General features: G+C 39.8%; 26 protein-coding genes. 7 read left to right on the top strand and 19 right to left on the bottom strand.

Annotation, left to right across the window (positions count from 1 at the left end; translation table 11 throughout):
• Positions 1–2: 2 nt before the first annotated feature.
• The 11 genes from rpsQ to rpsJ are packed head-to-tail and all read right to left on the bottom strand — an operon-like array spanning position 3 to position 4,932.
• The gene (rpsQ, locus tag ABJD71_RS06830) at positions 3–254 is read right to left on the bottom strand and encodes a 30S ribosomal protein S17 (protein ID WP_133471895.1); all 252 of its coding nucleotides are present in this window, start codon (positions 252–254) and stop codon (positions 3–5) included.
• Complete coding sequence (rpmC, locus tag ABJD71_RS06835) at positions 254–445, bottom strand: 50S ribosomal protein L29 (RefSeq protein ID WP_133471896.1); 192 nt, start codon at positions 443–445, stop codon at positions 254–256. Before rpmC ends, rpsQ begins: the two co-directional genes overlap by 1 nt.
• On the bottom strand, positions 445–855 hold the full coding sequence (rplP, locus tag ABJD71_RS06840) for a 50S ribosomal protein L16 (RefSeq protein ID WP_133471897.1): 411 nt from the start codon (positions 853–855) through the stop codon (positions 445–447). The genes rpmC and rplP overlap by 1 nt, the downstream gene beginning before the upstream one ends.
• Before the next feature lie 2 nt (positions 856–857).
• A complete protein-coding gene (rpsC, locus tag ABJD71_RS06845) occupies positions 858–1,559 on the bottom strand; it encodes a 30S ribosomal protein S3 (protein ID WP_133471898.1) in 702 nt (233 codons plus the stop codon).
• A gap of 9 nt (positions 1,560–1,568) precedes the next feature.
• Positions 1,569–1,901, bottom strand: a complete 333-nt coding sequence (gene rplV, locus ABJD71_RS06850; protein WP_133471899.1) for a 50S ribosomal protein L22 — start codon at positions 1,899–1,901, stop codon at positions 1,569–1,571.
• Positions 1,902–1,911: 10 nt separating this feature from the next.
• Entirely contained in the window at positions 1,912–2,187 is a 276-nt protein-coding gene (gene rpsS / locus ABJD71_RS06855; protein WP_014107406.1) for a 30S ribosomal protein S19, read from the bottom strand.
• A 15-nt stretch (positions 2,188–2,202) separates the two neighbouring features.
• Positions 2,203–3,027, bottom strand: a complete 825-nt coding sequence (gene rplB, locus ABJD71_RS06860) for a 50S ribosomal protein L2 (protein WP_133471900.1) — start codon at positions 3,025–3,027, stop codon at positions 2,203–2,205.
• 14 nt (positions 3,028–3,041) lie between these two features.
• Complete coding sequence (gene rplW / locus ABJD71_RS06865) at positions 3,042–3,344, bottom strand: 50S ribosomal protein L23 (RefSeq protein ID WP_133471901.1); 303 nt, start codon at positions 3,342–3,344, stop codon at positions 3,042–3,044.
• Positions 3,341–3,946, bottom strand: coding sequence for a 50S ribosomal protein L4 (rplD, locus tag ABJD71_RS06870; RefSeq protein WP_133471902.1), 606 nt, complete (start codon positions 3,944–3,946; stop codon positions 3,341–3,343). Before rplD ends, rplW begins: the two co-directional genes overlap by 4 nt.
• An 18-nt stretch (positions 3,947–3,964) precedes the next feature.
• A complete protein-coding gene (rplC, locus tag ABJD71_RS06875) occupies positions 3,965–4,603 on the bottom strand; it encodes a 50S ribosomal protein L3 (RefSeq protein WP_348110558.1) in 639 nt (212 codons plus the stop codon).
• Positions 4,604–4,620: 17 nt separating this feature from the next.
• Positions 4,621–4,932: a 30S ribosomal protein S10 gene (gene rpsJ / locus ABJD71_RS06880; protein WP_006012796.1), complete on the bottom strand. Its 312-nt coding sequence runs from the start codon at positions 4,930–4,932 to the stop codon at positions 4,621–4,623.
• Positions 4,933–5,529: 597 nt separating this feature from the next.
• Here rpsJ and ABJD71_RS06885 point away from each other — a divergent pair.
• Together ABJD71_RS06885 and ABJD71_RS06890 are read left to right on the top strand one after the other, a co-directional pair.
• Complete coding sequence (locus tag ABJD71_RS06885) at positions 5,530–7,755, top strand: ATPase, T2SS/T4P/T4SS family (RefSeq protein WP_348166500.1); 2,226 nt, start codon at positions 5,530–5,532, stop codon at positions 7,753–7,755.
• Between the two features lie 511 nt (positions 7,756–8,266).
• Complete coding sequence (locus tag ABJD71_RS06890; RefSeq protein ID WP_348166503.1) at positions 8,267–8,950, top strand: cytochrome b/b6 domain-containing protein; 684 nt, start codon at positions 8,267–8,269, stop codon at positions 8,948–8,950.
• 58 nt (positions 8,951–9,008) lie between these two features.
• On the opposite strand, the gene ABJD71_RS06895 is transcribed toward ABJD71_RS06890, so the two are convergent.
• From ABJD71_RS06895 to ABJD71_RS06905, 3 genes are all read right to left on the bottom strand, one after another.
• Positions 9,009–9,476 (bottom strand): cytochrome c, encoded by a 468-nt coding sequence (locus tag ABJD71_RS06895; protein WP_348166506.1) that lies wholly within the window; start codon positions 9,474–9,476, stop codon positions 9,009–9,011.
• A gap of 142 nt (positions 9,477–9,618) precedes the next feature.
• Positions 9,619–11,046 (bottom strand): alpha/beta hydrolase, encoded by a 1,428-nt coding sequence (locus ABJD71_RS06900; protein ID WP_348166509.1) that lies wholly within the window; start codon positions 11,044–11,046, stop codon positions 9,619–9,621.
• 80 nt (positions 11,047–11,126) lie between these two features.
• Positions 11,127–11,609: a hypothetical protein gene (locus ABJD71_RS06905; RefSeq protein ID WP_348166512.1), complete on the bottom strand. Its 483-nt coding sequence runs from the start codon at positions 11,607–11,609 to the stop codon at positions 11,127–11,129.
• A 280-nt stretch (positions 11,610–11,889) separates the two neighbouring features.
• Between ABJD71_RS06905 and ABJD71_RS06910 the strand changes: the two genes are divergently transcribed.
• From ABJD71_RS06910 to ABJD71_RS06925, 4 genes are all read left to right on the top strand, one after another.
• Positions 11,890–12,906: a GGDEF domain-containing protein gene (locus tag ABJD71_RS06910; RefSeq protein ID WP_348166515.1), complete on the top strand. Its 1,017-nt coding sequence runs from the start codon at positions 11,890–11,892 to the stop codon at positions 12,904–12,906.
• 118 nt (positions 12,907–13,024) lie between these two features.
• Entirely contained in the window at positions 13,025–17,311 is a 4,287-nt protein-coding gene (locus ABJD71_RS06915; protein WP_348166518.1) for a DEAD/DEAH box helicase, read from the top strand.
• 189 nt (positions 17,312–17,500) lie between these two features.
• A complete protein-coding gene (gene fusA, locus ABJD71_RS06920; protein ID WP_348166521.1) occupies positions 17,501–19,591 on the top strand; it encodes an elongation factor G in 2,091 nt (696 codons plus the stop codon).
• A 178-nt stretch (positions 19,592–19,769) separates the two neighbouring features.
• Positions 19,770–20,519 carry an FKBP-type peptidyl-prolyl cis-trans isomerase gene (locus ABJD71_RS06925; RefSeq protein ID WP_348166524.1) on the top strand — a complete coding sequence of 250 codons (750 nt, stop codon included), beginning with the start codon at positions 19,770–19,772 and terminating at the stop codon, positions 20,517–20,519.
• A gap of 82 nt (positions 20,520–20,601) precedes the next feature.
• On the opposite strand, the gene ABJD71_RS06930 is transcribed toward ABJD71_RS06925, so the two are convergent.
• The 4 genes from ABJD71_RS06930 to ABJD71_RS06945 form a co-directional block, all read right to left on the bottom strand.
• A complete protein-coding gene (locus ABJD71_RS06930) occupies positions 20,602–21,558 on the bottom strand; it encodes a DM13 domain-containing protein (protein ID WP_348166527.1) in 957 nt (318 codons plus the stop codon).
• 85 nt (positions 21,559–21,643) lie between these two features.
• The gene (locus ABJD71_RS06935) at positions 21,644–22,450 is read right to left on the bottom strand and encodes a peptidylprolyl isomerase (protein ID WP_348166530.1); all 807 of its coding nucleotides are present in this window, start codon (positions 22,448–22,450) and stop codon (positions 21,644–21,646) included.
• 23 nt (positions 22,451–22,473) lie between these two features.
• Complete coding sequence (locus tag ABJD71_RS06940; RefSeq protein ID WP_348166532.1) at positions 22,474–23,526, bottom strand: aldo/keto reductase; 1,053 nt, start codon at positions 23,524–23,526, stop codon at positions 22,474–22,476.
• Positions 23,527–23,646: 120 nt separating this feature from the next.
• Positions 23,647–23,922 (bottom strand): hypothetical protein, encoded by a 276-nt coding sequence (locus ABJD71_RS06945; RefSeq protein ID WP_348166535.1) that lies wholly within the window; start codon positions 23,920–23,922, stop codon positions 23,647–23,649.
• A gap of 375 nt (positions 23,923–24,297) precedes the next feature.
• On the opposite strand from ABJD71_RS06945, the gene ABJD71_RS06950 reads away from it, so the two are divergent.
• On the top strand, positions 24,298–25,593 hold the full coding sequence (locus tag ABJD71_RS06950; RefSeq protein WP_348166538.1) for a glycoside hydrolase family 27 protein: 1,296 nt from the start codon (positions 24,298–24,300) through the stop codon (positions 25,591–25,593).
• A gap of 220 nt (positions 25,594–25,813) precedes the next feature.
• Here the strand turns inward: ABJD71_RS06950 and ABJD71_RS06955 are convergent.
• Positions 25,814–25,918, bottom strand: a 105-nt coding sequence (locus ABJD71_RS06955; protein ID WP_348164379.1) for a hypothetical protein, incomplete at its 5' end; no start/stop codon positions are given.

Genomic DNA, 25,918 nt, shown 5'->3' on the forward strand with positions numbered 1-25,918 from the left:
AATTAAGCTTTAGTTACAACGTCTACTAACATCCAGTTCTTGGACTTAGACAAAGGACGACATTCACGTACTGTTACTACGTCACCTTCGTTACATTGGTTAGTTTCGTCATGTGCATGTAGCTTAGTAGTACGTTTGATGAATTTCCCATAAATAGGGTGCTTCACTTTGCGTTCTACTGCAACAGTAATGGACTTGTCCATTTTGTTGCTGACCACACGACCTTGTACTGTACGAACTGTTTTTTCAGTCATTATGCAGCAGCCTTTTCAGTCAGAATGGTTTTAACACGCGCGATACTGCGACGCACCTTACGAAGACCGTCAGTTTTTTCAAGCTGACCTGTGCTCGCTTGCATTCGCAAGTTGAATTGTTCGCGAAGCAAGTTTAATAGCTCTGCATTCAATTCTTCTACGCTTTTTTCTTTCAGTTCTGTGGCTTTCATTACATCACCGTCCGAGTTACAAAAGTAGTTTTAAATGGCAATTTAGATGCTGCCAATTCAAAGGCTTCACGTGCTACTTCTTCTGGAACACCTTCCATTTCATATAGCACACGACCTGGCTGAATTTGGCATACCCAATATTCAACGTTACCCTTACCTTTACCTTGACGCACTTCTAGAGGCTTCTCAGTAATTGGCTTATCAGGGAAAACGCGTATCCAGATTTTACCTTGACGTTTAACTGCACGAGTCATAGCACGACGAGCAGCTTCAATTTGACGAGCAGTCATACGACCACGTCCAATTGCTTTTAGCCCGTAAGTACCAAAACTAACGTCGCTACCAGCGGCAAAGCCACGGTTACGACCTTTATGCATTTTACGGAACTTCATACGTTTAGGTTGTAACATAATTATCCCTCACGCTTAGGAGCACGGCCCTTCTTCTTCGGTGCGGCAGCAGGCTGCTCATGAGTAAGTGGCATGCCACCTAATACTTCACCTTTGAAGATCCATACTTTTACGCCAATGATACCGTATTGAGTTGCTGCTTCTGATGTTGCATAGTCAATATCTGCACGGAATGTATGCAATGGCACACGTCCTTCACGATACCACTCTGAACGAGCAATTTCAGCGCCGCCTAAACGACCACTTACTTCAACTTTGATACCTTTAGCGCCAATTCGCATTGCATTCTGTACCGCTCGCTTCATAGCACGACGGAACATTACACGACGCTCTAATTGGTTAGCGATGCTATCTGCAACAAGTTGACCGTCTAATTCAGGCTTGCGTACTTCAGCAATGTTGATCTGAGCTGGCACACCGGCTAGCTTAGATACATGCTTACGTAGCTTCTCAACGTCTTCACCTTTCTTACCGATAACAACACCAGGACGAGCAGTGTGAATAGTCACACGAATGCTTTTCGCTGGACGTTCGATAACGATTTTAGAAAGTGAAGCACTTTTAAGTGCCTTAGTCAGGAACTGACGAACCTGATGATCATTAAACAAGTTATCTGCATAATCTGCAGTATTAGCGTACCAGGTAGATGTCCATGGTTTGCTGATACCCAGGCGTATACCTGTAGGATGTACCTTCTGTCCCATTATCTTCTCCTAGTTATCAGACACAACAACAGTGATGTGACTGCTACGCTTAAAAATACGATCAGCACGACCTTTCGCTCGAGTCTTGATACGCTTCATAGTTGGACCTTCGTCAACAAAGATTTTAGATACTGTCAATTCGTCAATATCTGCACCTTCGTTATGTTCGGCGTTCGCAATCGCTGACTCTAGTACTTTTTTGACTAGATCCGCACCTTTTTTCGGGCTGTAAGCCAGAACTTCAAGTGCTTTTTCAACGTGTAAACCACGAATTTGATCTGCTACCAAGCGTGCCTTTTGAGCAGAGGTACGAGCATGACGATGTTTAGCAAAAGCTTCCATAATCTATTTCCTATCTCTTGGCTTTCTTATCCGCGACATGGCCACGGTAAGTACGCGTTGGAGCAAATTCGCCCAATTTGTGGCCGACCATTTCGTCACTGACAAATACAGGAACGTGTTGGCGACCGTTATGGACTGCAATGGTCAACCCAATCATATCTGGGATGATCATAGAGCGGCGAGACCAAGTTTTGATTGGTTTTTTCTCGCCTTTCTCCACTGCAGCCTCGACCTTCTTCAGCAAGTGTAGGTCTATAAATGGACCCTTCTTGAGAGAACGTGGCATGGTGAATCCTCGCTGTTACTTATTACGACGACGTACGATTAATTTATCAGTACGCTTGTTACTACGTGTTTTCTTACCCTTAGTAGGTACGCCCCAAGGTGATACTGGATGACGGCCACCAGAGGTACGACCTTCACCACCACCGTGTGGGTGATCTACTGGGTTCATGGCAACACCACGTACAGTTGGGCGGATACCGCGCCATCTGTTCGCACCGGCTTTACCAAGTGAACGTAGCATGTGTTCTGCATTACCGATTTCACCAATGGTGGCACGGCAATCTGCCAATACTTTACGTACTTCACCAGAACGTAGACGAAGAGTTACATAACCTTCGGCACGCGCTAGTATCTGTGCGTAAGCACCTGCAGAACGAGCAATTTGAGCACCTTTACCAGGCTTCATTTCAATAGCATGTACCGTAGTACCCACTGGAATGTTACGCATTGGTAAAGTATTACCTGATTTAATCGGTGCATCAGAACCAGACTGGATAGCATCGCCAGCTTTAGCCCCTTTAGGCGCTAAAATATAACGACGTTCACCATCTGCATATAAAACTAAGCAGATGTTTGCAGAACGGTTTGGATCGTATTCTAAACGCTCAATTTTGGCTGGAATGCCATCTTTATTACGTTTAAAATCGATAACACGATAATGATGCTTGTGACCACCACCAATGTGACGCACGGTAATGCGACCATTGTTGTTACGGCCACCCGATTTGCTGTTCTTTTCAAGCAAAGGAGCATATGGAGCGCCTTTGTGTAGATCAGGGTTGGTTACCTGAACTACGTGACGACGACCAGGAGAAGTCGGCTTAGCTTTCAATAATGGCATATCTAATCCCCTTCTTAACCTTCGCTGCCAGCAAAGTCGATGTCTTGACCTTCTTTAAGCACAACGTAGGCTTTTTTCCAGTCTTTACGCTTACCGAAAGATGCACCGTGACGCTTGGTTTTACCCTTAACGTTTAGGGTACGAACAGAATCAACTTCAACTTCAAACAATTTTTCAACTGCAGCTTTGATTTCTTCTTTGTTCGCATCTTTGACTACTTTCAAAACAACTGTGTTGTTTACTTCAGCAGATAGCGTTGCTTTTTCAGAAACATGTGGTGCTAATAACACCTTAAGTAGACGCTCTTCATTTATCATGCTAGCGACTCCTCTAATTGTTTAACTGCATCAGCAGTCATCAATACTTTTTCGAATGCAATAAGACTTACTGGGTCAATACCCTGAACATCACGAACGTCAACTTTATATAAGTTGCGTGCTGACAAGAATAAGTTCTCATCAACTTCTGATGTCACAATAAGTACATCTTTAAGTTCAAGCGCGTCTAACTTAGAAATCAATTCTTTAGTTTTCGGTGCTTCAACTGCAAATTTTTCAACCACGATTAAACGTTCTTGACGTACCAACTCTGAAAGGATGCTTTGTATCGCACCACGGTACATCTTTTTGTTAACCTTTTGGCTGTGATCCTGCGGCTTAGCAGCAAATGTTACGCCACCAGAACGCCAGATAGGACTACGGATTGTACCAGCACGGGCACGACCTGTTCCTTTTTGACGCCAAGGTTTAGCACCACCACCGCGTACTTCAGAGCGTGTTTTTTGTGCTTTAGAACCCTGACGAGCTCCTGCACCGAATGCTACTACTACTTGATGTACTAGAGCTTCGTTAAAATCACGTCCAAAGGTTGCTTCGGATACTTCAAGAGCGCTTTGCGCGTCTTTCAATACTAATTCCATCACTTAACTCCTCAGACGTTACGCTTTGACAGCAGCTTTGATAATGACATCGCCACCAGCTGCACCAGGAACCGTACCTTTTACTAATAAAAGATTGTTCTCAGTGTCAACTCGTACTACGTCCAAAGACTGCACTGTTGCACGCTTGTTACCCATCTGACCGGCCATTTTCTTACCTTTGAAAACTTTACCAGGTGATTGGTTTTGACCAATCGAACCAGGTGCACGATGCGATAATGAGTTACCATGTGTGTTACGTTGGTGGCTAAAGTTGTGACGCTTAATAGCACCAGCAAAACCTTTACCTTTAGAAGTTCCTACAACGTCAACTAATTTAGTGTCGTTAAAGATTTCAACAGTAATTTCACTGCCTACTTCAATACCCTCACCTTCATTGCCGTCTAAACGGAATTCCCATAAACCGCGGCCTGCTTCCACGCCAGCTTTAGCAAAATGACCTGCTGCTGCTTTATTAACGCGGTTAGCTTTTTTATCACCAGCGGTGACTTGAAGCGCTTTATACCCATCGGTTTCTTCAGTACGTAACTGAGTAACACGATTAGGAGTGGCTTCAATAACAGTCACAGGAATTGACACACCATCTTCAGTGAAGATGCGAGTCATACCTACTTTACGACCGATTATTCCAATCGCCATGTTAAAAACCTCTCTTGTTAGCCCAGGCTGATTTGAACATCAACACCGGCAGCCAAGTCCAATCTCATTAATGCATCTACTGTTTTATCAGTAGGCTCAATGATATCCACCAAACGCTTATGTGTACGAATTTCATACTGATCACGTGCATCTTTATTTACGTGAGGTGAAGTAAGTACTGTGTAACGCTCTTTACGTGTAGGTAGTGGAATAGGACCGCTAACCTGAGCACCTGTACGCTTCGCAGTTTCAACGATTTCAGCCGTAGACTGATCGATCAACTTGTGATCAAACGCTTTCAAACGAATACGAATTCTTTGATTTGGCATCGATTAAGCTCCAATCGAAAGAACAAAAAAAATCATCCACACCACCATTTAATATTTGGTAGGAGGATGCATGTAAACTATTAACCCACAATTGGGGCTCTGTTTTTTTCTGTTGGCCTATAATGAACTAACGTGCTTTGAAACAAAGTTATACTTTAGTTACTACCAACTTTCACCGTCTCTAGGACAAGTGGGCGCGAATTATACTTAGTCCTTAGCCTATTGCAAGCCACAATTTGAATTAAATGTATATTTTCTAATTGCAGTAGGTTTGAGTGTACACACTAACCTTTTGTTGATAGCTAGTGACAAACTAACTATGACTAAAGTTATGTTGTTCCATCATTTTTCTAATCTATTTACAGATCTTGCTCTCCTTAGATGTTTTATTTAGCTTATCAGTCCATTTAAATAGTTATTTGAAACTTTGCAAGACCCCAGTCATTCAGGAAAACACATTCTATTTTGTATTCTTATTTAAGAGCAAAAATAACAGTAGGTGAAACGCGCCTAGGAAGTCAGTACAATAAAACCTATTTGCGGTTACCCCACTGTCAGTTATAGTAGTGAGCAATAACAGTAGTTTAACAATAAATAATGAATCCTGACGTCAATCAAAATCATCTCGATAGAATAAACCAGCTACTTGCTACTTATCCATCTCTAATGGATGCATATCATAAGCTAGAGCCCTTCTTGTTGAATCTTTTTCAAGCTGAGAGGATGAGTATTTTTCAGCGTAGACGTCAGCACCAAGATTTGGTCGCTCGGTATAAAACAGGAAAAGAGACGAGAGAAATTAAAGTTCCAATCAGCCCAATGTCTATTGCAGGATATGTGGCATTAAGCCAAATGCCGCTGGTTATCAATGATCCTTACGACAAAGATGAACTTGCTAGGATTCATAAACGACTCAAGTTTGCGGATAAGTTTGATAAAGGCTCCACGTTTAAAACTCACAGTATCATTTGCATCCCAATACTTGATTCAGGGGTTTTAATGGGTGTCATGCAAGTCATTAACAAAAAAGATGAGGGCTTTTCTTCTGATGATTTAGCGTTAGCGAATGCTATTTCTGAAATCATGGGCAAGAAATTTCGTTATGAATTAGGCGGTACTAGCCAACCTTTTGATTATTTAGTCCATCGTAACCTGATTCCTGCAAAAGAATTAAAGAAACTGCTAGACAGCAGTCACGACAATAGGCAACTAGTACAACGCTTAATGTCTGAACATCGAATTCCTGAAGAAAGTCTAGGCAATGCTTTATCTGTGCATTATCAAGTGCCTTTTTTACCCTATCTACCTGATAAATATCATCTTTATCAAAGCGATAGTAAACTCAATCTGTCTTATTTAAAGCGTAATTTTGTGGCTGTGCTCTCAGACATTAATGACAATCCTATTGTCCTTATGGCTGAACCGAACAATGCGACATTATTGATGGAGATAGAAAGTGCCTTAGGTATTGATAGCTACGAAATATCAGTTAGTTTACCCAATTTTATTCTTCAGTATTTAGGCGAAGCATCCAGCGGAGGCGCTGGGCCTGGTGCTATGGATGAAATTCTCGATGAAATTGGTACCACTGCTGATGAAATTGATGAGCAGGCCGATGAAATGTCTGACGATGCTCCGGCAGTAGTACGTTTAGTAAGTCGAGTTTTGCACGATGCAAAACGCTTAAACGCCTCAGATATTCATGTTGATCCAGAAAAAAATGCACCCACGCGAGTCAGAATGCGAATTGATGGCGTATGTCGAGACGTGACGCAAGTTCCTGCTTCGCACCATAGTGCCGTAATTGCACGTATTAAAATTATGTCTAATTTGAACATAGCTGAAAAGCGTGTCCCTCAAGACGGTAAATTAGCGTTTCGGATGTCAGGACAACTGATTGAGGTCCGAGTGGCCACTATCCCTACTGTTGCTGGCGAAGGGGTGGTAATGAGGATTCTGGCCGCTGGCGGCGCCTTACCAATGAGTAAACTAAACTTATCTCCTAGAAATCATGAGAAGATCCTGGAGTTAGTTAAAAAGCCTCACGGCATTATGTTAGTCGTTGGGCCTACCGGTTCAGGTAAAACAACTACACTGCATGCTGTATTAGGTCATATTAATACACCCGAACGGAAAATATGGACAGCGGAAGATCCGGTAGAGATAACTCAACCAGGCTTACAACAAGTACAAGTCAGTGCAAAAATTGGGTTTACTTTTGCTAATGCTTTGAGAGCATTTTTACGGGCAGATCCGGATGTTATACTTATAGGTGAAATGCGGGATAAAGAAACTGCACATGCAGGTATTGAAGCATCACTTACTGGTCACTTGGTCTTCTCAACGTTACATACCAACTCAGCCCCAGAAACTATTTCCCGTTTATTAGACCTGGGATTAGATCCCGTTAACTTTTCTGATGCCTGTGTGGGTATCTTGGCTCAAAGACTTATCAGAACAATCTGCCCAAATTGCAAAGAAAAATATCCTGCAAGCGATACTGATATAGCCTTCATTAAGCGCCAATACGGAGAGGAGTACCTTGATGAGTTAAATCTTGCTGAACCTTTGATGTTATATCGAGGTAAAGGCTGTGATGAGTGTGGAGATACCGGATATCGAGGCAGAACCGGTGTGCATGAACTACTTGCCATGACAGGTGAACTCAGAAGCCTAGTTTATAAAGAAGGCTCGGTACACGAGATGAAAGCACAAGCTATGAAAGACGGTATGCGCACACTAACTCAAGACGGGATTCTAAAAGTATTAAAAGGTGATACAGACATCGCCCAAGTACAAATTATTAGTGGTGGTGGTCATTAGATAGCTCGTTAACCTCTATCTAGAGGCAATTGAATAGTAACGAAAACCTAGTCTCTTGCATAAAAAATTGAACCTGATTATATTCTAACCGTTGTAGAGCAGCTTTCTTTTTCAGTGCTTTTTAGGCAGAGTTTCCACCACCATATTAGTCACTACTATTAAATCAATTAACTGGATTATAGGCTCATCTGCTTTAGCTACTTCTAGCATTTGAATTACAGTAATTGCAACATGACGGTAACCATTTTACTTTACCCAGGCTAACTATGGCGATAAATACATTAGTTATCATAATGTAATGGAGAGGCATAATTACTAGAAACACGTTAGGGTTTATTAGTAAGTACAGGTTTGTCAGGTTGATTACATTCAAAGCAAACAGGTATAATAACGTCAAGTTTTGCAGCTCTAGCACTACTATTTTTTATCTTTGCAACTTACCAGTTGCCGATTCTACCAAATTGAATAATTAAACCCAGTATTTAAAGCTATCTAGGAGTTAGGCAAAACAATGAGTAAGGCACTTGTATGGGATTTACCGGTTCGCTTGTTCCACTGGTTACTAGTGATATGTATTTTTGCTCAATGGCTAACTGTTGAAATATTGGAAGATGCCACTGACATCCATTTTTACATAGGCTACTTCACATTAGGACTAATAATATTTCGGCTGATTTGGGGAGTTGTTGGTACCACCTACTCAAGGTTTACTAGCTTTATAGCTGGCCCAAAGTCAATTTTTGCATACCTAAAGAGCCTGACAACAAAAGAGCACGTGACTACAGTAGGGCACAATTCAGTGGGCGGTTTGATGTTACCAGCTGTATTGCTTTTAGTGGGTTTACAAGCAGTCAGTGGATTATTTATCACTGACGACATTATTAACGAAGGGCCCTATTATGCCAGTGCAAGCGAGACGCTAAAAAGTTACATGATGTGGTTACACAACAATATTTTTGATGTGCTTCTAGGGCTAATTGCAGTTCATTTGTTGGCTATCTTTTATTATCAATTTGCATTAAAGCATGACCTTATCAGCCCAATGTTTACAGGTAAAAAAGTAGTAAAGCCTTCCGAGGCAATTTCAAGTTCTCGACTTTTACTTGCTGTCATCATTGTGGTGTTGGTTGCTATTTTCGTATATTGGTTAGTAGTCATCAACCCACCAGTAGTAGAAGTAGATTATTACTATTAATGTGGCTTAATAGACATAAAAAAAACCGCTTTTAAAAGCGGTTTTTAGATTCTACTACTTAGTCAGCTTTGTAACTATCGTGACAACCTTTACAAGTTTTAAAAATTCCGCCAATAGCAGCTTTATATTTACTTTCATCACCTGCCGCTGCCACTTTATTTAATTTGATTGATGCGACCGTTAGCGCTTTAATTTTTTCTTTATAATCCGCTTTATTTTTCCAAATATCATCTAACGCTTCTGTTTTCACGTCAAACTTAGTGGTATCTAAAGCAAAGTAATCTTCAACCATTAGAGATAATTGCTCTAAACGTTTTGAATTGGTTTGTAAAATTTCTGCGTTAAAAGGTACTGCGCCTTTATTCATTGCACCAAGAATTCCTACATTACTTTTAACAAGTTTAAAAATAGCTTGTCGTGCTTCTGTCGCTCCAGCGGCTTGTTTAGCTGTTTTTGCAGGTTGTGCTAAGACCGCAAATGAACTCAATAAAGTGGCACTTAAAACGATAGCTATGGTCTTTTTCATTTTTGATCCCTTTGATTTTTAGTTAATGATTAAAGTAAACCGATAACAGTTTACTTCACGTTAATAGTTTTCAGACAACGATAATATTGCCCCTAAAGCACAAAAGCAAGAGTCAGAAACATTAAGCATGATCGTCTTTCAGTTAACGTAAAACAAATTTGTTGCCTTGGGAAATACCATGTAAAAACAGCATGTTATTACCTTGTATGCTTTTACTAACAGACAAATAGATTAATGAGTCAGCAATAACCTCTATCGCTTCATTAGAAGCAACAAATGTGACACCAGCGGCGTCGACCGTGCTGGTGTTAACATTTAATGAGTTGTTACCTTCTAGAAATGCATTCGTTATCGAAACAAAAGACTGGTTCACTGTCATTGCGACATTGTCAGATACCACATTGACATTTGTCATTGTGACATCTGATTTTTCAATATGAATGCTATCGGCCGTAATGTTATTTAAAGTAATGTATTGGCAACCTCGAATGACAATATGTTTGTAATTACCACTAAAAGTTTGGTTATTAGTATTGGTACAAATTAAATCCGTTGGTGAGTCAACACTAGATGCAAGTAGACTCAATTTATTGGTTTGAACTGGCTCTTGCTGCAAAGCAGAATCGAGCTGAACTAAGAACTCCTCAAGTCTATCTTTCATCGGAACATGGCCAGCACCTTCTATGACATGCAGCTCCGCATTAAAAAGTTGAGAAGCCAAGAGCTCTCCAGTTCTTGGTGGGGCAACCCTATCTAGCTTCCCCCAAATAATATGAGTCGGTATTCGAAAGTGATGAATAGCGTCAGAAAAATTTTCATTGATTAAACCTATTGCTGCATTTAATGTCGGCCTATCTTTATATATATATTTTTGTGCAAACTCATTGTGCATTAAAACTAAAGTCGGGTCTGGTAATTTATCTAATTGGGTTAACACCGCACCACTAATACGATTTAAGAAACGGTTAACTTTGTTTACAGTAGAATCAACAAATTTAAATTGTTGTTGGTATTGTGCCAACCATTCGTACCTATCAGGCAATTCCGTTAAATGTCTTACAAATACCGTACGGTTTAATATACCCGCAGTATCCACCATTATGAGTTTATCCAGCATATCTGGAAACTCGGAAGCAAACCGTAAGCTGATTGCTCCTCCCATAGAATGACCAACCAAAGTGACTTTATCCTTTGAAAACTGCGGAATTAGCCATTGAAGCAATTCAGCATATTTTTGCGGAGCAAGCTGTAAAGATGTTGAGTCCGACTCTCCAAAACCTGGTAAATCTAACGCAACCACATGGTAGTTTTTTTCTAAATGAGGGATAACATCTATCCAATCTCGTAGCCCACTGTAACCTAAACCGTGTACTAAGATGATCGTATCTTTATGGCTTAAACCTGCTTCTACAACATGCACAAGCCCCTCAAATACAGGTTCTTTAATGCGCATTTGTGACCAATGTGACGGCAGTGCTTCAAGTGATTCATTTTCATATTGTTGTGCAAAACTAAAAGGCGTAGCGCATGCCCCTGCCAGTAAAATCCATAGGTACAAAATCGACTTCATGCATAATCCTCTGAGTCAGTGAATGCATTGGCAAACAAAGCAAGGTGAATAATATCCTCTATTGTCAATCTACGAAGATATCACTCAGTTAATTTCGTTCTTGGAAATAATTTGGGAAACTGATGATATTTAGATTTCAAACGATCTCGATATGGAGCGCCATCAATATGTATTTCAGCTAAGGTTAGCTTGATTTCACAATCAGTTTCGACGTTTCTCCAACTTGATTCATCACATTTTAAATATGCTAATTGCGCAAACCACAAAGCTTGATTATGAAAGTGGATATACGCCTTAATATTATGCCATGCGAAATGAGAAAAATTATCGTGATCTAAAGATACATATCTAAGTTTCTTTTTAGCAAAATCCAAATCATCACACCCGCTATATTCTCGCACCTCTTTAATTGACGTAATTTCTTTGTTGATACATGCTTTTAAGCTCTTACGGTTCCTTTTGAAATAGCTATTTAATACATCTACATCACCTAGGGCAATTTCTTCAACGTTTTTGTACATATCACCAGACATAGCGACTATTTGACCATAACTAAATGACATACCTTTTTTTAAACAGTTTTAAATAAACAAGAAAGTTGATAAATAGTACATCACTTCGTATTCACTAACCACGACGAGGTTAGCGTTGAGCATATTTCACTCGAGCTATAAGTGGACTGTGTGGGGACCTATTATTACGGGTTGTTAAAGTAAAATAGCGCGGCAATTTGCTGACTCAATAACACAATTTTAAATATACCCTTATCGTCTGTTCATATAATCTAGTAAGCTTAACTCAGTTAAACTAAATCACTAAATGCCCAATTAAGAGAGCAAAATAATGGCAGATAAAAGTTTTGAAAAGTCTTTCGAGACTCTAAAACAAACAATTCCTCTTATGTTGAAACACAAGGTTTCAGCAGTACCTACCAACTATGCCCTTTGGTACACCTATGTGTCTAATGAAGTACCTGAACTAAAAGATGCCATTGACAACACCTTAGAAAATAAACTTGCTCTAACTAAAACTAAAACCAAAGAATTATATAGAAACTTTGTAGCGGAACACGAAGAAACATCAGCATGGGAACTCAGGCAGTCTGTCGAAGCCATGCTAATTGAGCTATCACAATCTCTGCAAGATACACGAACAGAAACCACCAGCTTTAAAGAAACCATGGACTCTTGCATTGATGACTTAGCCAAAGTAGAAAAAGAAGGCTTATCCATAGAAGAAGCCATGGCCCTGGTACGCAATTTAGTTCGAGATACGCAGAATATAAGGCGTAGTACCATCAGTTTTAATGCTTCACTGAATGACGCACAAAATGAAATTGTCGCCCTACGAGCACAGTTAGAGCAGAGCCAGCAAGATGCGCTTTATGATGCTCTAACAGGGCTTTGTAACAGACGTTTTTTCGATGAAGAAATTGCTGCTCAAGCACTTAACCCAAACTTATTTTTGTTGATAATTGATCTTGATTACTTCAAGAAAATAAACGACACCTATGGCCATGTTATGGGAGACTTAATCTTAAAAGCTACAGCTAAAAAACTACAAGCTACCTGCCGAGATGGCGCGCAAGCTTTTAGGTTTGGCGGTGAAGAGTTTGCTGTAATCATACCCAACTCAAATTTTTCAAAAGCCAAAAGTATTGCAGAGTCTATGCGAAAAGCGATCGAAAAAATTAGAGTCAAAGATAAACGTACAGGTCAAGTTGTTGGTGACATTTCTGCTTCAATTGGTATTGGTGAGCTACGCAAGGGCATGAACCCTTTAGCGCTAATAGAACAGGCTGATAAGCAACTATATAAAGCCAAAAATCTAGGACGGAACCGTGTCATGCCAATGAGTTAAACAGAATAGCTAGCTGTTTAATTCATTATCTATATGACTCAGTATTAACAATACTTTATCTTCAAGGGGCAAATACTGCCTCTTTTTTTTGCTAACCATCAAGATAAATGGCAATAGAATGCGTATTTCTTCATTAATTCATCTCCATACCCATCAAGATATTGATGCCTTGTATCGCGATTTTATGAACCTTAATGGCACAAACCAAAATGTTTTAATCATTCTTGCCGTTATCTACAAGTCTATAGATATCAGTACTTTAGAAAAAGTTATTGATCTACTCATTATGAATGGCTTTTTAACAAAAGCAAAAATCAATTTCCGTTTATTCCACAAGCAAACGCAGCATCTAATACAACTAGATCTCTTGGAGTCACATCAAAATGGTATTCGAGTTAACAGGTTATTGGCCAATACCTTAACCACTGAAGTTAAATTATTACCTTGTACATTTGAGTTATCGCCTCTTCAAAAATTAGAAGAGATAATTATGGCTGCGGAGCAAGTGATACCTGTGCTGAATAGCCTAAGCTTGCAAAGAAAGAATATAGATGAACAGAGAGTTATTCGCGACTTTTATTTCTTAGGGAAAATATCACTTGTCGAAAAGGCATTAAAGTTTAATAAAAACCCTCAAATCACAGATCATAATAAAAACAGTGTTTTATTAGAGGCTCTATTTTTACCTTTTGACCTCAAAATCTTTTTAGAATTACCAGCTAGTATTCAGTACCAAGCTTTTGCTAGCTTACTTCGTTTATTTCAAAAAGAAGGACGAAGCTGTGCATACCCGACTCAACTTTTAGAACACGTCTGCAATGCTCACTCTAATACAGCTAACCAAGTCCAAAATTTAGAATGCCGCTATTTACTTGCCGAGCAATATTTATATCAGATGCGCTTAGCCGATTTTGAAAACTTATTAAGCAAACACGATAACAGTAGCTACGCTTTACAACTCTATGGTACTTACTACTTTTTAACCGGTAAAAACCAACAAGCCATAGATTACTTTGAGCACGCCCTATTAGCGAAAAATAAGCTCACTAAACGTAAAAAACAATATTTGAGTGGGGTGTTAGGATATTTCTATAAACTCGCATTAATCATTCAAGGCAATCAACAAGACGTAAACTATTACTCTATAGCATTACAACAAATAGAGAATGAAGAGAGCGATCGCAAAGTTAATAGTGACTTTGCGAACTTAGGACCAAATTTAATTAGGCCAATTCGATGTTTGTCTATAGCTCAAAAATATAATATCAACGTTAAGTATCATTGTGTTGATGAAAACATAGATTTTTTCTGCCACCAGCTCAATTATTTTAATTATTTACTAGCAAATGTTTGGTGCAACCAAGACCAAGCTCCCCATTTATTGGAGTTAGCCTTGAAGCACCAAGGTAAGTTTAATCAATTGGCTTACCCTCTATTTGGCAACTTATGTCAGCAACTAGCTGAGAACTTTACTAGACCGGGTAAACAAACCTTAGGATTTAAATCAGAGTTATTAGATATTGCTAACTTGGTAAAAGTTAAAGCTCAATGGGATGTAGCCTTAGATCAACTTATTGCACTTAGCCCAACAGCAGAAACTAATTCTGAAACAGATGGGCTACAACCGAGTAAATCTACCCGTTTAATTTGGGAATTGGTAACAGACTATGAAAACAGCCTCATACCCCGAGAGCAAAAGTTAAATAAATCAGGCTGGAGCAAAGGTCGAGTAGTCCCATTAAAGCGCTTAAAAGAGGAGCCCGAAAAATTTGATTACCTAACCGACAGCGACAAAAGAATTTGTATGGCGATTGGCGCATACCAGAGTTGGGGATATTACTCTAAAGCAGAATACTTTTTGCAAGGCGCTGCAGCTTTAGAGGCGGCTGTGGGGATAAAAAACTTATACAAAGCAGGCAATGTAACCCAAGCTATTGAGCTTTATAAGAAAGAGCCAGAATTATTGGTGAGCCAGCAAGGTGATGAACTTTGTTTAAGTATTGCCGATATTTCGGTGGGTATTGATGCTGAAGAACAGCAAAGTGTGTATAGCCTCACATCACTATCGAATACCTCATATCAACTCACTGTTTTTGCTCCAGAGCACATTAAGGTAGCCCAAATAATAGGTGAAGCGGGATTATTAATTCCACTTAGTGCCAAACAGAAAGCATTAGACGGTATATCTGCTATCGCCCCCTTTTTAAATATTCAATCTGATATAGCAGAACTAGATACAGGCCTAGATAATCAAGAATGCGACCCTAATCTAATCGTCAACATTGAACCAACGCAACAAGGCCTAACCTTTACCTGTGTCGTCATGCCATTTGGAGAACAAGGACCCATATACAAACCAGCTATTGGTAGCGCCAGCCTTACAATTGAAATAAATGGAAAACGTGTCGCCACCCAAAGAGACTTATTGCGAGAAGAAGTTTTATTGGACCAGCTAGATCAAGCTTGCCCTGCTTTTTTGAAGATGTCTGACAATATATTAATTGAAGATGACTTACAGCAAGCGTTAGCCATACTTGAACAACTTGAAACCACCTTAACTAAAAACACCTTTGATTTAATATTACGCTGGCCCAAAGGCAAAAAAATAAACTTAACTCAAAAACTTGATAGTGCTCACTTACAGCTGTCTTTCAGTAAGAAAAGCGAATGGTTTGATATAAACGGTAATTTGCAAGTCAATCACGAACAGGTGATTGAAATACGCAAACTATTAGAATTAGTAGGCACCAGCAATGGAAGGTTTATTAAACTTGGTAGCGAGCAGGTACTCGCTCTTTCTGAAGACTTGCGCCATAAATTAGAGCAAATCAATCATGTTACAGACCAGGGTAAATTTCATCCATTGGCTAGTTTGCATATAGAAGCAGCCACAACGGGTATGCGTATGAAAACCATTCATGCCTGGGAGCAACAAACTCAAAAGATGCACCAAGCTAATGAAATTCAACCTAAAATTCCATCTACCTTTCACGCAAAGCTACGAGATTATCAATTAGAGGGATATGATTGGGCTTCTCGCCTTGCCCATTGGGGCGCAGGCGCCTGCTTAGCCGATGATATGGGGCTAGGAAAAACCCTGCAAGCGTTAGCGGTACTTTTGTCTCGTGCGAGCCAAGGACCAAGTTTAGTGATTGCCCCGACATCTGTCTGTTTTAACTGGCAACTAGAAGCCTTAAAGTTTGCGCCTACCCTAAATGTAAAACTATTCTCAGATGCCACCAGTACCTCCCAACGTGAAATGTTATTACGCAACTTAGCTCCTTTTGACTGTGTCATCATTAGTTATGGTCTATTGCAAAGAGAGAGCGACATACTTAAACACGTACAATGGCACAGCATAATTGCCGATGAAGCCCAAGCACTGAAAAACCCTTTGACTAAACGCAGTAAAGCCGCTTTTGCCCTAAAAGGTGATTTTAAAATGATCACCACAGGCACCCCAATTGAAAACGACTTAACCGAGTTGTGGAGTTTATTTCGCTTTATTAACCCAGGGCTACTTGGCAATGTTAAACGTTTTGGCGAGCGCTTTTCGCTGCCAATAGAGAATGCCAAAGAAGATAAGTTAGCCGCTAGAAAAGCTAGTCAGGGACTAAAAACGTTAATTCAGCCTTTCATTTTGCGGCGCATGAAAAGCCAAGTATTAACCGAGTTACCTCCCCGTACCGAAATTAATATTCAAGTAAAAATGAGTGAAAAAGAACAGACGTTTTATGAAGCCTTAAGACTTAACGCTATCGACAATATTAGCCAAGACAGTCAACAAACTCAGGCAGGCAATCAGCGGATAAAAATGCTTGCTGAACTCATGAAGCTACGCCAAGCATGCTGTCACCCCAAGCTCATAATGGCAGAAACCAATTTACCCAGTGCTAAACTTGCGGCTCTTGACGAGTTACTACAAGAGCTTAGGCTCAATAATCACAAAGCGTTAATTTTCAGCCAGTTTGTAGGGTATTTACAACTAATTAGGCAGCATATAAAGAACAAGGGATTTAGTTATCAATATTTAGATGGTGCAACTCCACAAAAAGAACGCCAGAAACGGGTCAATGCCTTTCAAAGTGGAGACGGTGAAGTATTTTTAATTAGCCTAAAAGCAGGCGGCTTTGGCTTAAACTTAACCGCTGCGGATTATGTGATTCATATGGACCCTTGGTGGAACCCTGCGGTAGAAGAGCAGGCTTCGGATCGTGCCCATAGAATGGGGCAAAAACGGCCCGTCACCATTTATAGGTTAATCACACAAAACACCATTGAAGAAAAGATAGTGGCGTTACATCAACATAAACGAGATCTTGCTGACAAGCTGTTATCAGATAACGAAACCGCAGTAAACCTTTCTGTTGAAGATATGCTGAACTTGCTTAAAGAAAACTTCTAAAGTCATAATTTTATGACATCAAAGTGTTTCAAACTTAAAGACCATATCTGAAATTAAATAATTGAATTTATTTTTCAAAAAAACAGATTATTTTTAATTTCTTGATTTTTATACAAAAGAAAAATCGGCATCTAGTTGAAATATCTTGTATAATCCCGCGCAATTTTTACTCACAATGAAGTTGAACCAATGACCGATTTATCTAAATACAGAAATATTGGTATTTTTGCCCACGTTGACGCGGGTAAAACGACCACTACAGAAAGAATCCTTAAACTTACAGGCCAAATCCATAAGACTGGTGAAGTACATGACGGTGAATCTACTACCGATTTCATGGAACAAGAAGCCGAGCGCGGTATTACTATCCAATCAGCAGCTGTAACATGTTTTTGGAAAGATCACCGTTTTAACGTTATCGACACTCCTGGGCACGTTGACTTTACAGTTGAAGTATATCGTTCACTTAAAGTACTAGACGGCGGTGTAGGTGTATTCTGTGGTTCTGGTGGTGTTGAGCCTCAATCAGAAACTAACTGGCGTTATGCGAATGACTCAGAAGTTGCACGTATTATCTTCGTAAACAAGTTAGACCGTATGGGTGCTGATTTTTATCGTGTAGTTCAACAGACTAAAGACGTACTAGCTGCTAACCCACTAGTTATGGTTTTACCAATCGGAATCGAAGACGAGTTTGTGGGTGTTGTTGACCTTCTTACCCGTAAAGCATACGTTTGGGATGACACTGGCCTTCCAGAAAACTACGAAATCAAAGATGTTCCTGCGGACATGGTTGATAAAGTAGAAGAGTACCGTGAACAGTTAATTGAAACTGCTGTTGAGCAAGACGATGACCTAATGATGGCTTACATGGAAGGTGAAGAACCTTCTATAGAAGATATCAAACGTTGTATCCGTAAAGGTACGCGTACTATGGACTTCTTCCCAACATACTGTGGTTCTGCCTTTAAAAACAAAGGTGTACAACTTATTCTTGATGCCGTTGTTGATTACTTACCTTCACCTACTGAAGTTGACCCTCAACCTCTTACAGATGAAGAAGGCGAGCCTACTGGCAACTACGCCCTAGTTTCTGCAGATGAAACATTCAAAGCATTAGCATTTAAAATTACTGATGACCGTTTCGGGGCATTAACATTCGTACGTGTATACTCTGGTACACTTAAGAAAGGCGACACCATACTAAATGCTGCTACAGGTAAGACTGAGCGTATTGGTCGTATGTGTGAGATGCAAGCCGATGATCGTAATGAATTAAGCAGCGCTCAAGCGGGTGACATCATCGCTATCGTTGGTATGAAGAGTAACGTTCAAACAGGTCACACTTTATGTGATCCTAAAGATCCAATCATACTAGAAGCTATGGTATTCCCAGAGCCAGTAATCTCTATTTCTGTTAAGCCTAAAGATAAAGGTTCAACTGAAAAAATGGGTATTGCTATCGGTAAAATGGTTGCTGAAGATCCAACTTTCCGCGTTGAAACTGACGATGACTCAGGTGAAACGATTCTTTCTGGTATGGGTGAGCTTCACTTAGATATCAAAGTAGATATCTTGAAACGTACTTACGGTGTTGAACTAGAAGTAGGTCAACCTCAGGTTGCATACCGTGAAACTATCACACAAGAAGTTGAAGATTCTTATACCCATAAGAAACAATCAGGTGGTTCTGGTCAGTTTGGTAAAATCGACTACCGCATCAAACCTGGTGAAGCTAACACAGGCTTTACTTTCAAATCTGTTGTTGTGGGCGGTAACGTACCTAAAGAATTCTTCCCTGCTATCGAGAAAGGCTTTAAAGGCATGATGGATACAGGTGTTCTAGCTGGCTTCCCAGTACTAGACGTTGAAGTTGAATTATACGACGGTGGATTCCACGCAGTTGATTCATCAGCGGTTGCGTTTGAAATCGCAGCTAAAGGCGCGTTCCGTCAATCAATTCCTAAGGCAGGACCTCAGTTAATTGAGCCAATCATGAAAGTTGACGTATTTACGCCTGACGATCACGTAGGTGACGTAATTGGTGACTTAAACCGTCGTCGTGGCATGATCAAAGATCAAGAAGCTGGTGCAACTGGTGTACGCGTTAAAGCTGACGTTCCTCTTTCTGAAATGTTCGGTTACATCGGAAGTCTACGTACTATGACATCTGGTCGTGGTCAGTTCTCTATGGAGTTCTCACACTACAACCCTTGTCCAAATGCTGTATCTGAAAAAGTTATTGCTGAAGTAAAAGAGCGTAACGCTGCTAAAAAATAAAACGTCTGAGTTTTATTAAAAAGCCCCGTTAATTATTTATTAGCGGGGCTTTTTTGATCTTGCCCTTGAATACTGATAGGTCTAACCCTATGTATCTCATTGAAGATTAATCTTATCTGTTTTTATCAGACCAATACACGAAGTGACATTTGTCCTCCTCCAATTTTAGGAAAATTACATGAAATTAAAATCACTTGCCTTTTTGACGGCATCTTCTTTATTTCTTGCTGCATGCGGTAATGATAAAACTAGCAGCACTGAAGTAGTGACAGAAACCTCTGCAGATACAGCGTCTACAGCAGCTGATCCTGCTTTAACGAGTATTGAACAAAAGCTAAGTTACATTGTAGGAACTAATTTAGCGGGGCAATTTAAGCGTGACGGATTAACTCTTGATCTAGCGGCATTAACCTTAGCCTTAGATGATGTGGCTTCTGGTACCACTTCACGCCTAAGTGATGAAGAAATCAATCAAACCATCACTACAATTCAACAGCAAGCTCAAGAAAAGCAATTGCTAGCAAGAGAAGCTGACAGTGCTAAAAACAAGGCTGCAGGCCTAGCTTACCTTGAAGACAATGCTAAAAAAGAGGGTGTAGTCGTTACTGAAAGTGGCTTGCAATATAAAGAAGTCATATCTGGTGATGGCCCAATGCCAACTTCAGAGCAAACAGTAGTCGTACATTATAAAGGTACTCTGATCGATGGCACTCAATTCGATAGTTCGTACGATCGTGGGACGCCTGCAGAATTTCCTGTTACAGGCGTAATTCAAGGTTGGGTTGAAGCATTACAGTTGATGAATGTGGGTGATAAATTTGAACTAACGATCCCATCTGAACTAGCATACGGACAACGTGGTAGTGGCCAAACAATTGGACCAGACGCAACTTTATTGTTTGATGTTGAACTCATTGAAATAAAATAAGCATTATTGTCTTTAAAATAAAAACCTTACAAATTTATGTTTGTAAGGTTTTTTTATTTTCCATTAAAAAAAGAGAGATAAATTATGGCGCCTCTAAACGTAAGCTTCCAAAATCTGCGTTAAACTCAACACACCAAACACTCAAACTATCAAAGTCATCCACAAACTTACCTTCTGGTAACTCTAACAATATCGTTTCATTTGTATAACTTCGCCCATCAATTCGATCTCCAATCCCAAATGCATCCTCCCCAGAAAAATTGCCATTTACACCAGCATAAAACCTTACATTAGGAGCCATACCATCAAAATTAAACAGGGTAACCTCCAAAGTACAATCGTCAATTATAGTGGCTCTTCCAGAAACATTATGAGCCAAAGTTGTAAACAATCCTGTATGTCCAATCTTTATAGAATCAGAAGAGCAAGCTCTAGTCATAGCCAAATTATTTAAAGATAAAGACAGGTGTTCTAAGGCGGCTTGCTCGTTTATCAAAGACGTATTAGCGGCCCCAGCATTAGCGACAAGCTCTTCTATCTGTATCACAAAGTCTCCAGAAGAAAAGTCCACAGTAACACCTGTTGCTTGATTATGCGCTTCATCAGCAATAGTGATACCATTTCCTGTTATTCCGTCTTGATCTAATGTTTGTAGTAAGCGTGCCATGTTTGAGACTCGTTTGTCATTGACCAATGAAACAGAAAATACATCAAGAGGAGAAATAATAGGCTGTGAAATAATGGGGGGAAACTGAATGTCACCGATAGAAAAAGTGACATTTTCACCTTGGATATAAGAGAACTCCCCATTTTCATTCGTCGTGCCAGATTGAGTATCGGTTGAGTAATGCAACCCTTCAACTGCAGAATCAATAAACACACCAGTAAGTACTTCTGTTTGTGTTGCACTTTGATTGGATACAGACGCCCCATCAGAGCCACCACACCCTGTAAAAAGTAACAAAATACCAAATATTACAAAGACAGACCAATAAAGAAAAAGGTAAACAGGAGGTTTAACCATTTTTAATGAAGACATACATTTTTCTCAAAAAGTAAAAGTCATTCATTATGGGCAATTAAAATAGCCAAATCCTCACAGAAGTTTAACAATTAGTAGCAAATTACGCCTGATCTCTACGGGTTTGTAATCTTGCCCCAAATCCAAGCAAGGCAACTAAACTCAGCCATAAGAACGCCCCACCACCAGAGCTTGATACGTTACCTCCACTGGTATCAGAGTTAATCAAGGTGTTGACAACGGGGTTTAAATTAGCAGCGCTTGTAACAGAAGAGTCTGTTACAACTACATCAGAAATTAGCACTAAATTTTCTTCTTCAATCACGACATCATTAGAAAAGTCAGCCGAAGTGAAGTTTTGCATAGGGATATCAGTAAACGCTCCGCCTAAATTAACAGTGCTTGTGGCAGCAATCGCATCAACAGTTTGCATGCCAGCATCAGAGACTTGTCCAAACACTGTAAAGCCACTATTTTGAGTATCTAAATTACTACTATTGTCTGCTAAGTTAATGAACCACTGAGAGGTGGCACTATTAGCCAAGCCAGATACTTTCGCCATAGCAATTGTCGCTCTTAAGTTAGAATACACTGGCTCATTAATGACACTTGGTCCGGTTTCTATTTCATCTAAAGGGACTTCTCCAGCCACAGCTGGGCTTGAATATTCAAATCCTCCACTTTGAATAATGAAGCCACCAACAGAACGGTGAATGACCACATTGGCATACGCACCTGAATTCACATAGGTTAGGAAATTTTCGACAGTTTCTGGGGTGGACTCATCAAATAGATTAACTTCAATGTCACCAAGTGATGTACGAATTTCTACCACGGTAGCGTTAGATGAAACAGAGAAAAAACACAACACTGCAGTAAGACTAATAATATAGATATTTTTTAAAAACATAGTGACTTCTTAGGTAATAAAAATTAGAAAGGAACAGGGTATTCTTTGAATACTCCTGAGATTGCTTCAAGTACGTCTGTGCTTAAAGGGGTAGTAAAGGCTTGAATATTCTCAGCTAGTTGCCGCTTATTCGTGGCACCAATAATAGTGGATGTTACACCGTCAACTTGGTCACACCAAGCCAATGCTAATTGCGCAGGAGTAAGTTGATAAGCTTTTGCTATATCAATATATTGAGTGGTTGCGGCATGTGTTGCAGTCGTATCTCTAAATATTCCGTTTCTTTGCTCTAACGTCCATCGACTTCCTTGTGGTCTTTGATTATTTAAATATTTACCGCTTAATGCCCCTCCAGCTAACGGGGACCAAGGCAAATATGCGACGTTTTCATGAATACAGTTTTCTATCAAGTACGGCCAATCTTTCGCATGCAACAAACTGAATTCATTTTGAATAGAGACCATTCTGGGTAGCGCGTATTTCTCACTTAGTTTTAAATAAGTGTTAATTCCCCATGGGGTATCATCAGATAACCCACAAAAACGAATTTTTCCCGCTTTAATACAATCATCTAAGGCTTGGAGTATTTCCAACATCTTTTGGGTTTCTACTGCTGCATCAGCTTTAGAAAAAGTCACCTGACCCGGCCAATGTTTTGCAAAGTGAGGTGACACTCTATTTGGCCAGTGTAATTGGAAAAGATCGATATAATCTGTTTTTAAGCGTTCTAACGATGCATCAACGGCTTCGATAACACTTTCACCTGTAATTTTTTGTCCTTCGCGGATGTAAGGTAATCCTGGGCCTGCAATTTTGCTAGCTAAAATTATTTCTTTTCTGCGTGAAACATTTTCAGCCACCCAATTTCCAATAATTCGCTCAGTATCACCATACTTGTCAGCTGCTGGTGGCACGGGATAAAGCTCAGCAGTATCAATAAAATTTATACCTTGGTTAAGCGCATATTCGATTTGTTCGTTAGCATCCTGTTGAGTATTTTGGATACCCCAGGTCATGCTTCCAAGGCATACTCTAGAAACATCTACACCACTACTACCTAACTTCGAATACTGCATAACGCACCTCCATTATTATTTTCTAAATGATAACAAACTCTGTTGAGCCATTTTATAACAATTTAAAGAAACTAAGACGAATGCAAGATATAAGTGACCTCCCCACCACATAATCTAAGGCTACAAAGTAGCTATACCGTTAGGTAAATGAGTGCCAATTATCCCCTCCCTCTCGGTATTACCTTCAGTATTAGCAGCGAATGTTAGTTCATAACAAGTAGTTGTAGTGCCATTTTCTAGAGTGCAAGTCACTGTGTGGTTTTCTAAAGGTAGCTCCGTAAAAAAATCCACATCATATTGGCCCTCAATACTCATTTGGGTATCGCTAATTGATGTTTCATCATTTACAACTTTAGATACAGTGTCACAGCCACTACACCCTGGGACACCTATCAATAATAAAGCCAGAGCAATAACCTTTGATTTGAATATGTATTGATACACCTTATTAATATTCGAGTTAGCAGCCTAACAATAAAAGCAAACTTATTTACTGCACCATGAAGAACCAGCAAAGTAAAAGCAAGTCAATAAAACTCAAACTACATAAGTCTCATAGAGTCTTCACCTTTTTTAAAAACAAAAAGAAATAAATAAAAGGAAAATGAAATATTATAAATTTCATTGTGTTTGTAGTTTTAGTTTCGTAGTATAGGTTAATGTACAAATGTTAAACATATGTTCCTATATATGAGCACAGCTCCATAGTCAGGTATTATTAATAATGCTACGAGGCTCGGGCTGCTTAAAACTAATAGTTGGAAGGCCCAGATGATTTCAAATAGCGCAACTTTTACGTTAATTACGCTAAGTTTTTTATTACTACTGAAGCAAACAGCGGCTTTTTCCACAACAAAAACCGCATCACCAAAAAAAGTAACTAGCTTTAAGGAACTAAACCATAATAACAATCTGGCTAAAACGCCCCCAATGGGATGGAGCAGCTGGAATAACTTTGGTGTCGAAATTAACGAAACGTTACTGATCGAGACAATAGACGCTATGGTTGCGAATGGAATGCGAGATGCAGGTTATATTTATGTCAATTTAGATGATGGTTGGCAACGTTATAAAGGCAGTCGCAAAGATCACCCGCTAGAATATGACCCAGTGAAATTTCCACGAGGTATCAAATACATTGCTGATTATGCCCATTCGAAAGGTATGAAGCTAGGTATCTACTCAGGCCCAGGAAAAGACACCTGTGCTGGTTTTACAGGAAGTGAAGGCCATGAAGCTGAAGATGCAGCCATGTTTGCATCATGGGGTATTGACCACCTAAAGTACGATGCATGCTGCTCCCATGCAAAAGAACCAGCTCCCGTTCTACATGAAGTATTTTTAACAATGTCCGAAGCTTTAATAGAGCAAGAGCAGGAAATTGTTTTTCATGCATGCCACTGTGGCTGGGCAAACATTTGGGAATGGGGAGGTGATATAGGAGCCAATCACTGGCGCATTGGCCAAGATATTTCAGATGATTTTGATTATCCGGGCAATCGCGAAGACTATTATCAAGATGTTTTGGACATGATTGACAGAGGAGTTGAGTTAACACCTTATACAAAGCCTGGTCAATGGAACGATTTTGATATGCTAGTGGTTGGGTTAAATGGCGAAAGCAAAGAACTCGTTGGAGCTGGAGCTTCAAACATTGAATATAGGACGCACTTTTCTATGTGGGCAATGTTGGCATCTCCATTATTAACCGCTTCAGATTTACGTAATGTCGACCCTTACACACTTGAAACTTTAACCAACACAGAAGTCATTGCACTTAACCAAGATGCACTTGGGCAGCAAGCTAAAAAGGTTAAAGATGAAGGCGACCTGGAAATTTATGCTAAGCCATTGAGTGATGGTAGCTGGGCTGTCGCCATGCTTAATCGTGGTAGCTTAACGGCCAATATTTCCCTTAATATACAACAAGACTTAGGTCTAAAATGGAGCTCAGCCACATTTAGAGACCTATGGAAACGCCGAAATATGAGTAATGAGGGTAAGGCTTATCAGGTTGAAGTTATCAGCCATGAAGCGAAAATTTTGCGCGTTATTAGAAACGAATAAAAATATATTCTTGGTTATTTGAATACCTTAGGTTCTATATAAAGTAGATAGCCAACGCTAAGGGCTAAATGTTTACAGGATGCGGCGCTCTTACGCCATATCCTGCACTAGTATTACAGCGCTACTTCAGTATCTACTTAACGCCTTACCATAAACTGGTTGTTTTCAAGGCAATAAAAAAGGTCACCTAAGTGACCTTCTTTCAATCAATAACTAAATATTAGTCAAGGATTTTAGCAACAACACCAGCACCTACAGTACGGCCACCTTCACGGATTGCGAAGCGTAAACCTTCGTCCATCGCGATTGGGTTGATAAGCTCTAC

Source organism: Paraglaciecola sp., assembly GCF_039943935.1.
Classification (GTDB): Bacteria; Pseudomonadota; Gammaproteobacteria; order Enterobacterales; family Alteromonadaceae; genus Paraglaciecola.

Excerpts from the sequence above, each read along its gene's own strand:
- rpsQ (WP_133471895.1), bottom strand. The coding sequence starts at position 254 with ATGACTGAAAAAACAGTTCGTACAGTACAAGGTCGTGTGGTCAGCAAC.
- rpmC (WP_133471896.1), bottom strand. The coding sequence starts at position 445 with ATGAAAGCCACAGAACTGAAAGAAAAAAGCGTAGAAGAATTGAATGCA.
- rplP (WP_133471897.1), bottom strand. The coding sequence starts at position 855 with ATGTTACAACCTAAACGTATGAAGTTCCGTAAAATGCATAAAGGTCGT.
- rpsC (WP_133471898.1), bottom strand. The coding sequence starts at position 1,559 with ATGGGACAGAAGGTACATCCTACAGGTATACGCCTGGGTATCAGCAAA.
- rplV (WP_133471899.1), bottom strand. The coding sequence starts at position 1,901 with ATGGAAGCTTTTGCTAAACATCGTCATGCTCGTACCTCTGCTCAAAAG.
- rpsS (WP_014107406.1), bottom strand. The coding sequence starts at position 2,187 with ATGCCACGTTCTCTCAAGAAGGGTCCATTTATAGACCTACACTTGCTG.
- rplB (WP_133471900.1), bottom strand. The coding sequence starts at position 3,027 with ATGCCATTATTGAAAGCTAAGCCGACTTCTCCTGGTCGTCGTCACGTA.
- rplW (WP_133471901.1), bottom strand. The coding sequence starts at position 3,344 with ATGATAAATGAAGAGCGTCTACTTAAGGTGTTATTAGCACCACATGTT.
- rplD (WP_133471902.1), bottom strand. The coding sequence starts at position 3,946 with ATGGAATTAGTATTGAAAGACGCGCAAAGCGCTCTTGAAGTATCCGAA.
- rplC (WP_348110558.1), bottom strand. The coding sequence starts at position 4,603 with ATGGCGATTGGAATAATCGGTCGTAAAGTAGGTATGACTCGCATCTTC.
- rpsJ (WP_006012796.1), bottom strand. The coding sequence starts at position 4,932 with ATGCCAAATCAAAGAATTCGTATTCGTTTGAAAGCGTTTGATCACAAG.
- ABJD71_RS06885 (WP_348166500.1), top strand. The coding sequence starts at position 5,530 with ATGAATCCTGACGTCAATCAAAATCATCTCGATAGAATAAACCAGCTA.
- ABJD71_RS06890 (WP_348166503.1), top strand. The coding sequence starts at position 8,267 with ATGAGTAAGGCACTTGTATGGGATTTACCGGTTCGCTTGTTCCACTGG.
- ABJD71_RS06895 (WP_348166506.1), bottom strand. The coding sequence starts at position 9,476 with ATGAAAAAGACCATAGCTATCGTTTTAAGTGCCACTTTATTGAGTTCA.
- ABJD71_RS06900 (WP_348166509.1), bottom strand. The coding sequence starts at position 11,046 with ATGAAGTCGATTTTGTACCTATGGATTTTACTGGCAGGGGCATGCGCT.
- ABJD71_RS06905 (WP_348166512.1), bottom strand. The coding sequence starts at position 11,609 with ATGTCATTTAGTTATGGTCAAATAGTCGCTATGTCTGGTGATATGTAC.
- ABJD71_RS06910 (WP_348166515.1), top strand. The coding sequence starts at position 11,890 with ATGGCAGATAAAAGTTTTGAAAAGTCTTTCGAGACTCTAAAACAAACA.
- ABJD71_RS06915 (WP_348166518.1), top strand. The coding sequence starts at position 13,025 with ATGCGTATTTCTTCATTAATTCATCTCCATACCCATCAAGATATTGAT.
- fusA (WP_348166521.1), top strand. The coding sequence starts at position 17,501 with ATGACCGATTTATCTAAATACAGAAATATTGGTATTTTTGCCCACGTT.
- ABJD71_RS06925 (WP_348166524.1), top strand. The coding sequence starts at position 19,770 with ATGAAATTAAAATCACTTGCCTTTTTGACGGCATCTTCTTTATTTCTT.
- ABJD71_RS06930 (WP_348166527.1), bottom strand. The coding sequence starts at position 21,558 with ATGTCTTCATTAAAAATGGTTAAACCTCCTGTTTACCTTTTTCTTTAT.
- ABJD71_RS06935 (WP_348166530.1), bottom strand. The coding sequence starts at position 22,450 with ATGTTTTTAAAAAATATCTATATTATTAGTCTTACTGCAGTGTTGTGT.
- ABJD71_RS06940 (WP_348166532.1), bottom strand. The coding sequence starts at position 23,526 with ATGCAGTATTCGAAGTTAGGTAGTAGTGGTGTAGATGTTTCTAGAGTA.
- ABJD71_RS06950 (WP_348166538.1), top strand. The coding sequence starts at position 24,298 with ATGATTTCAAATAGCGCAACTTTTACGTTAATTACGCTAAGTTTTTTA.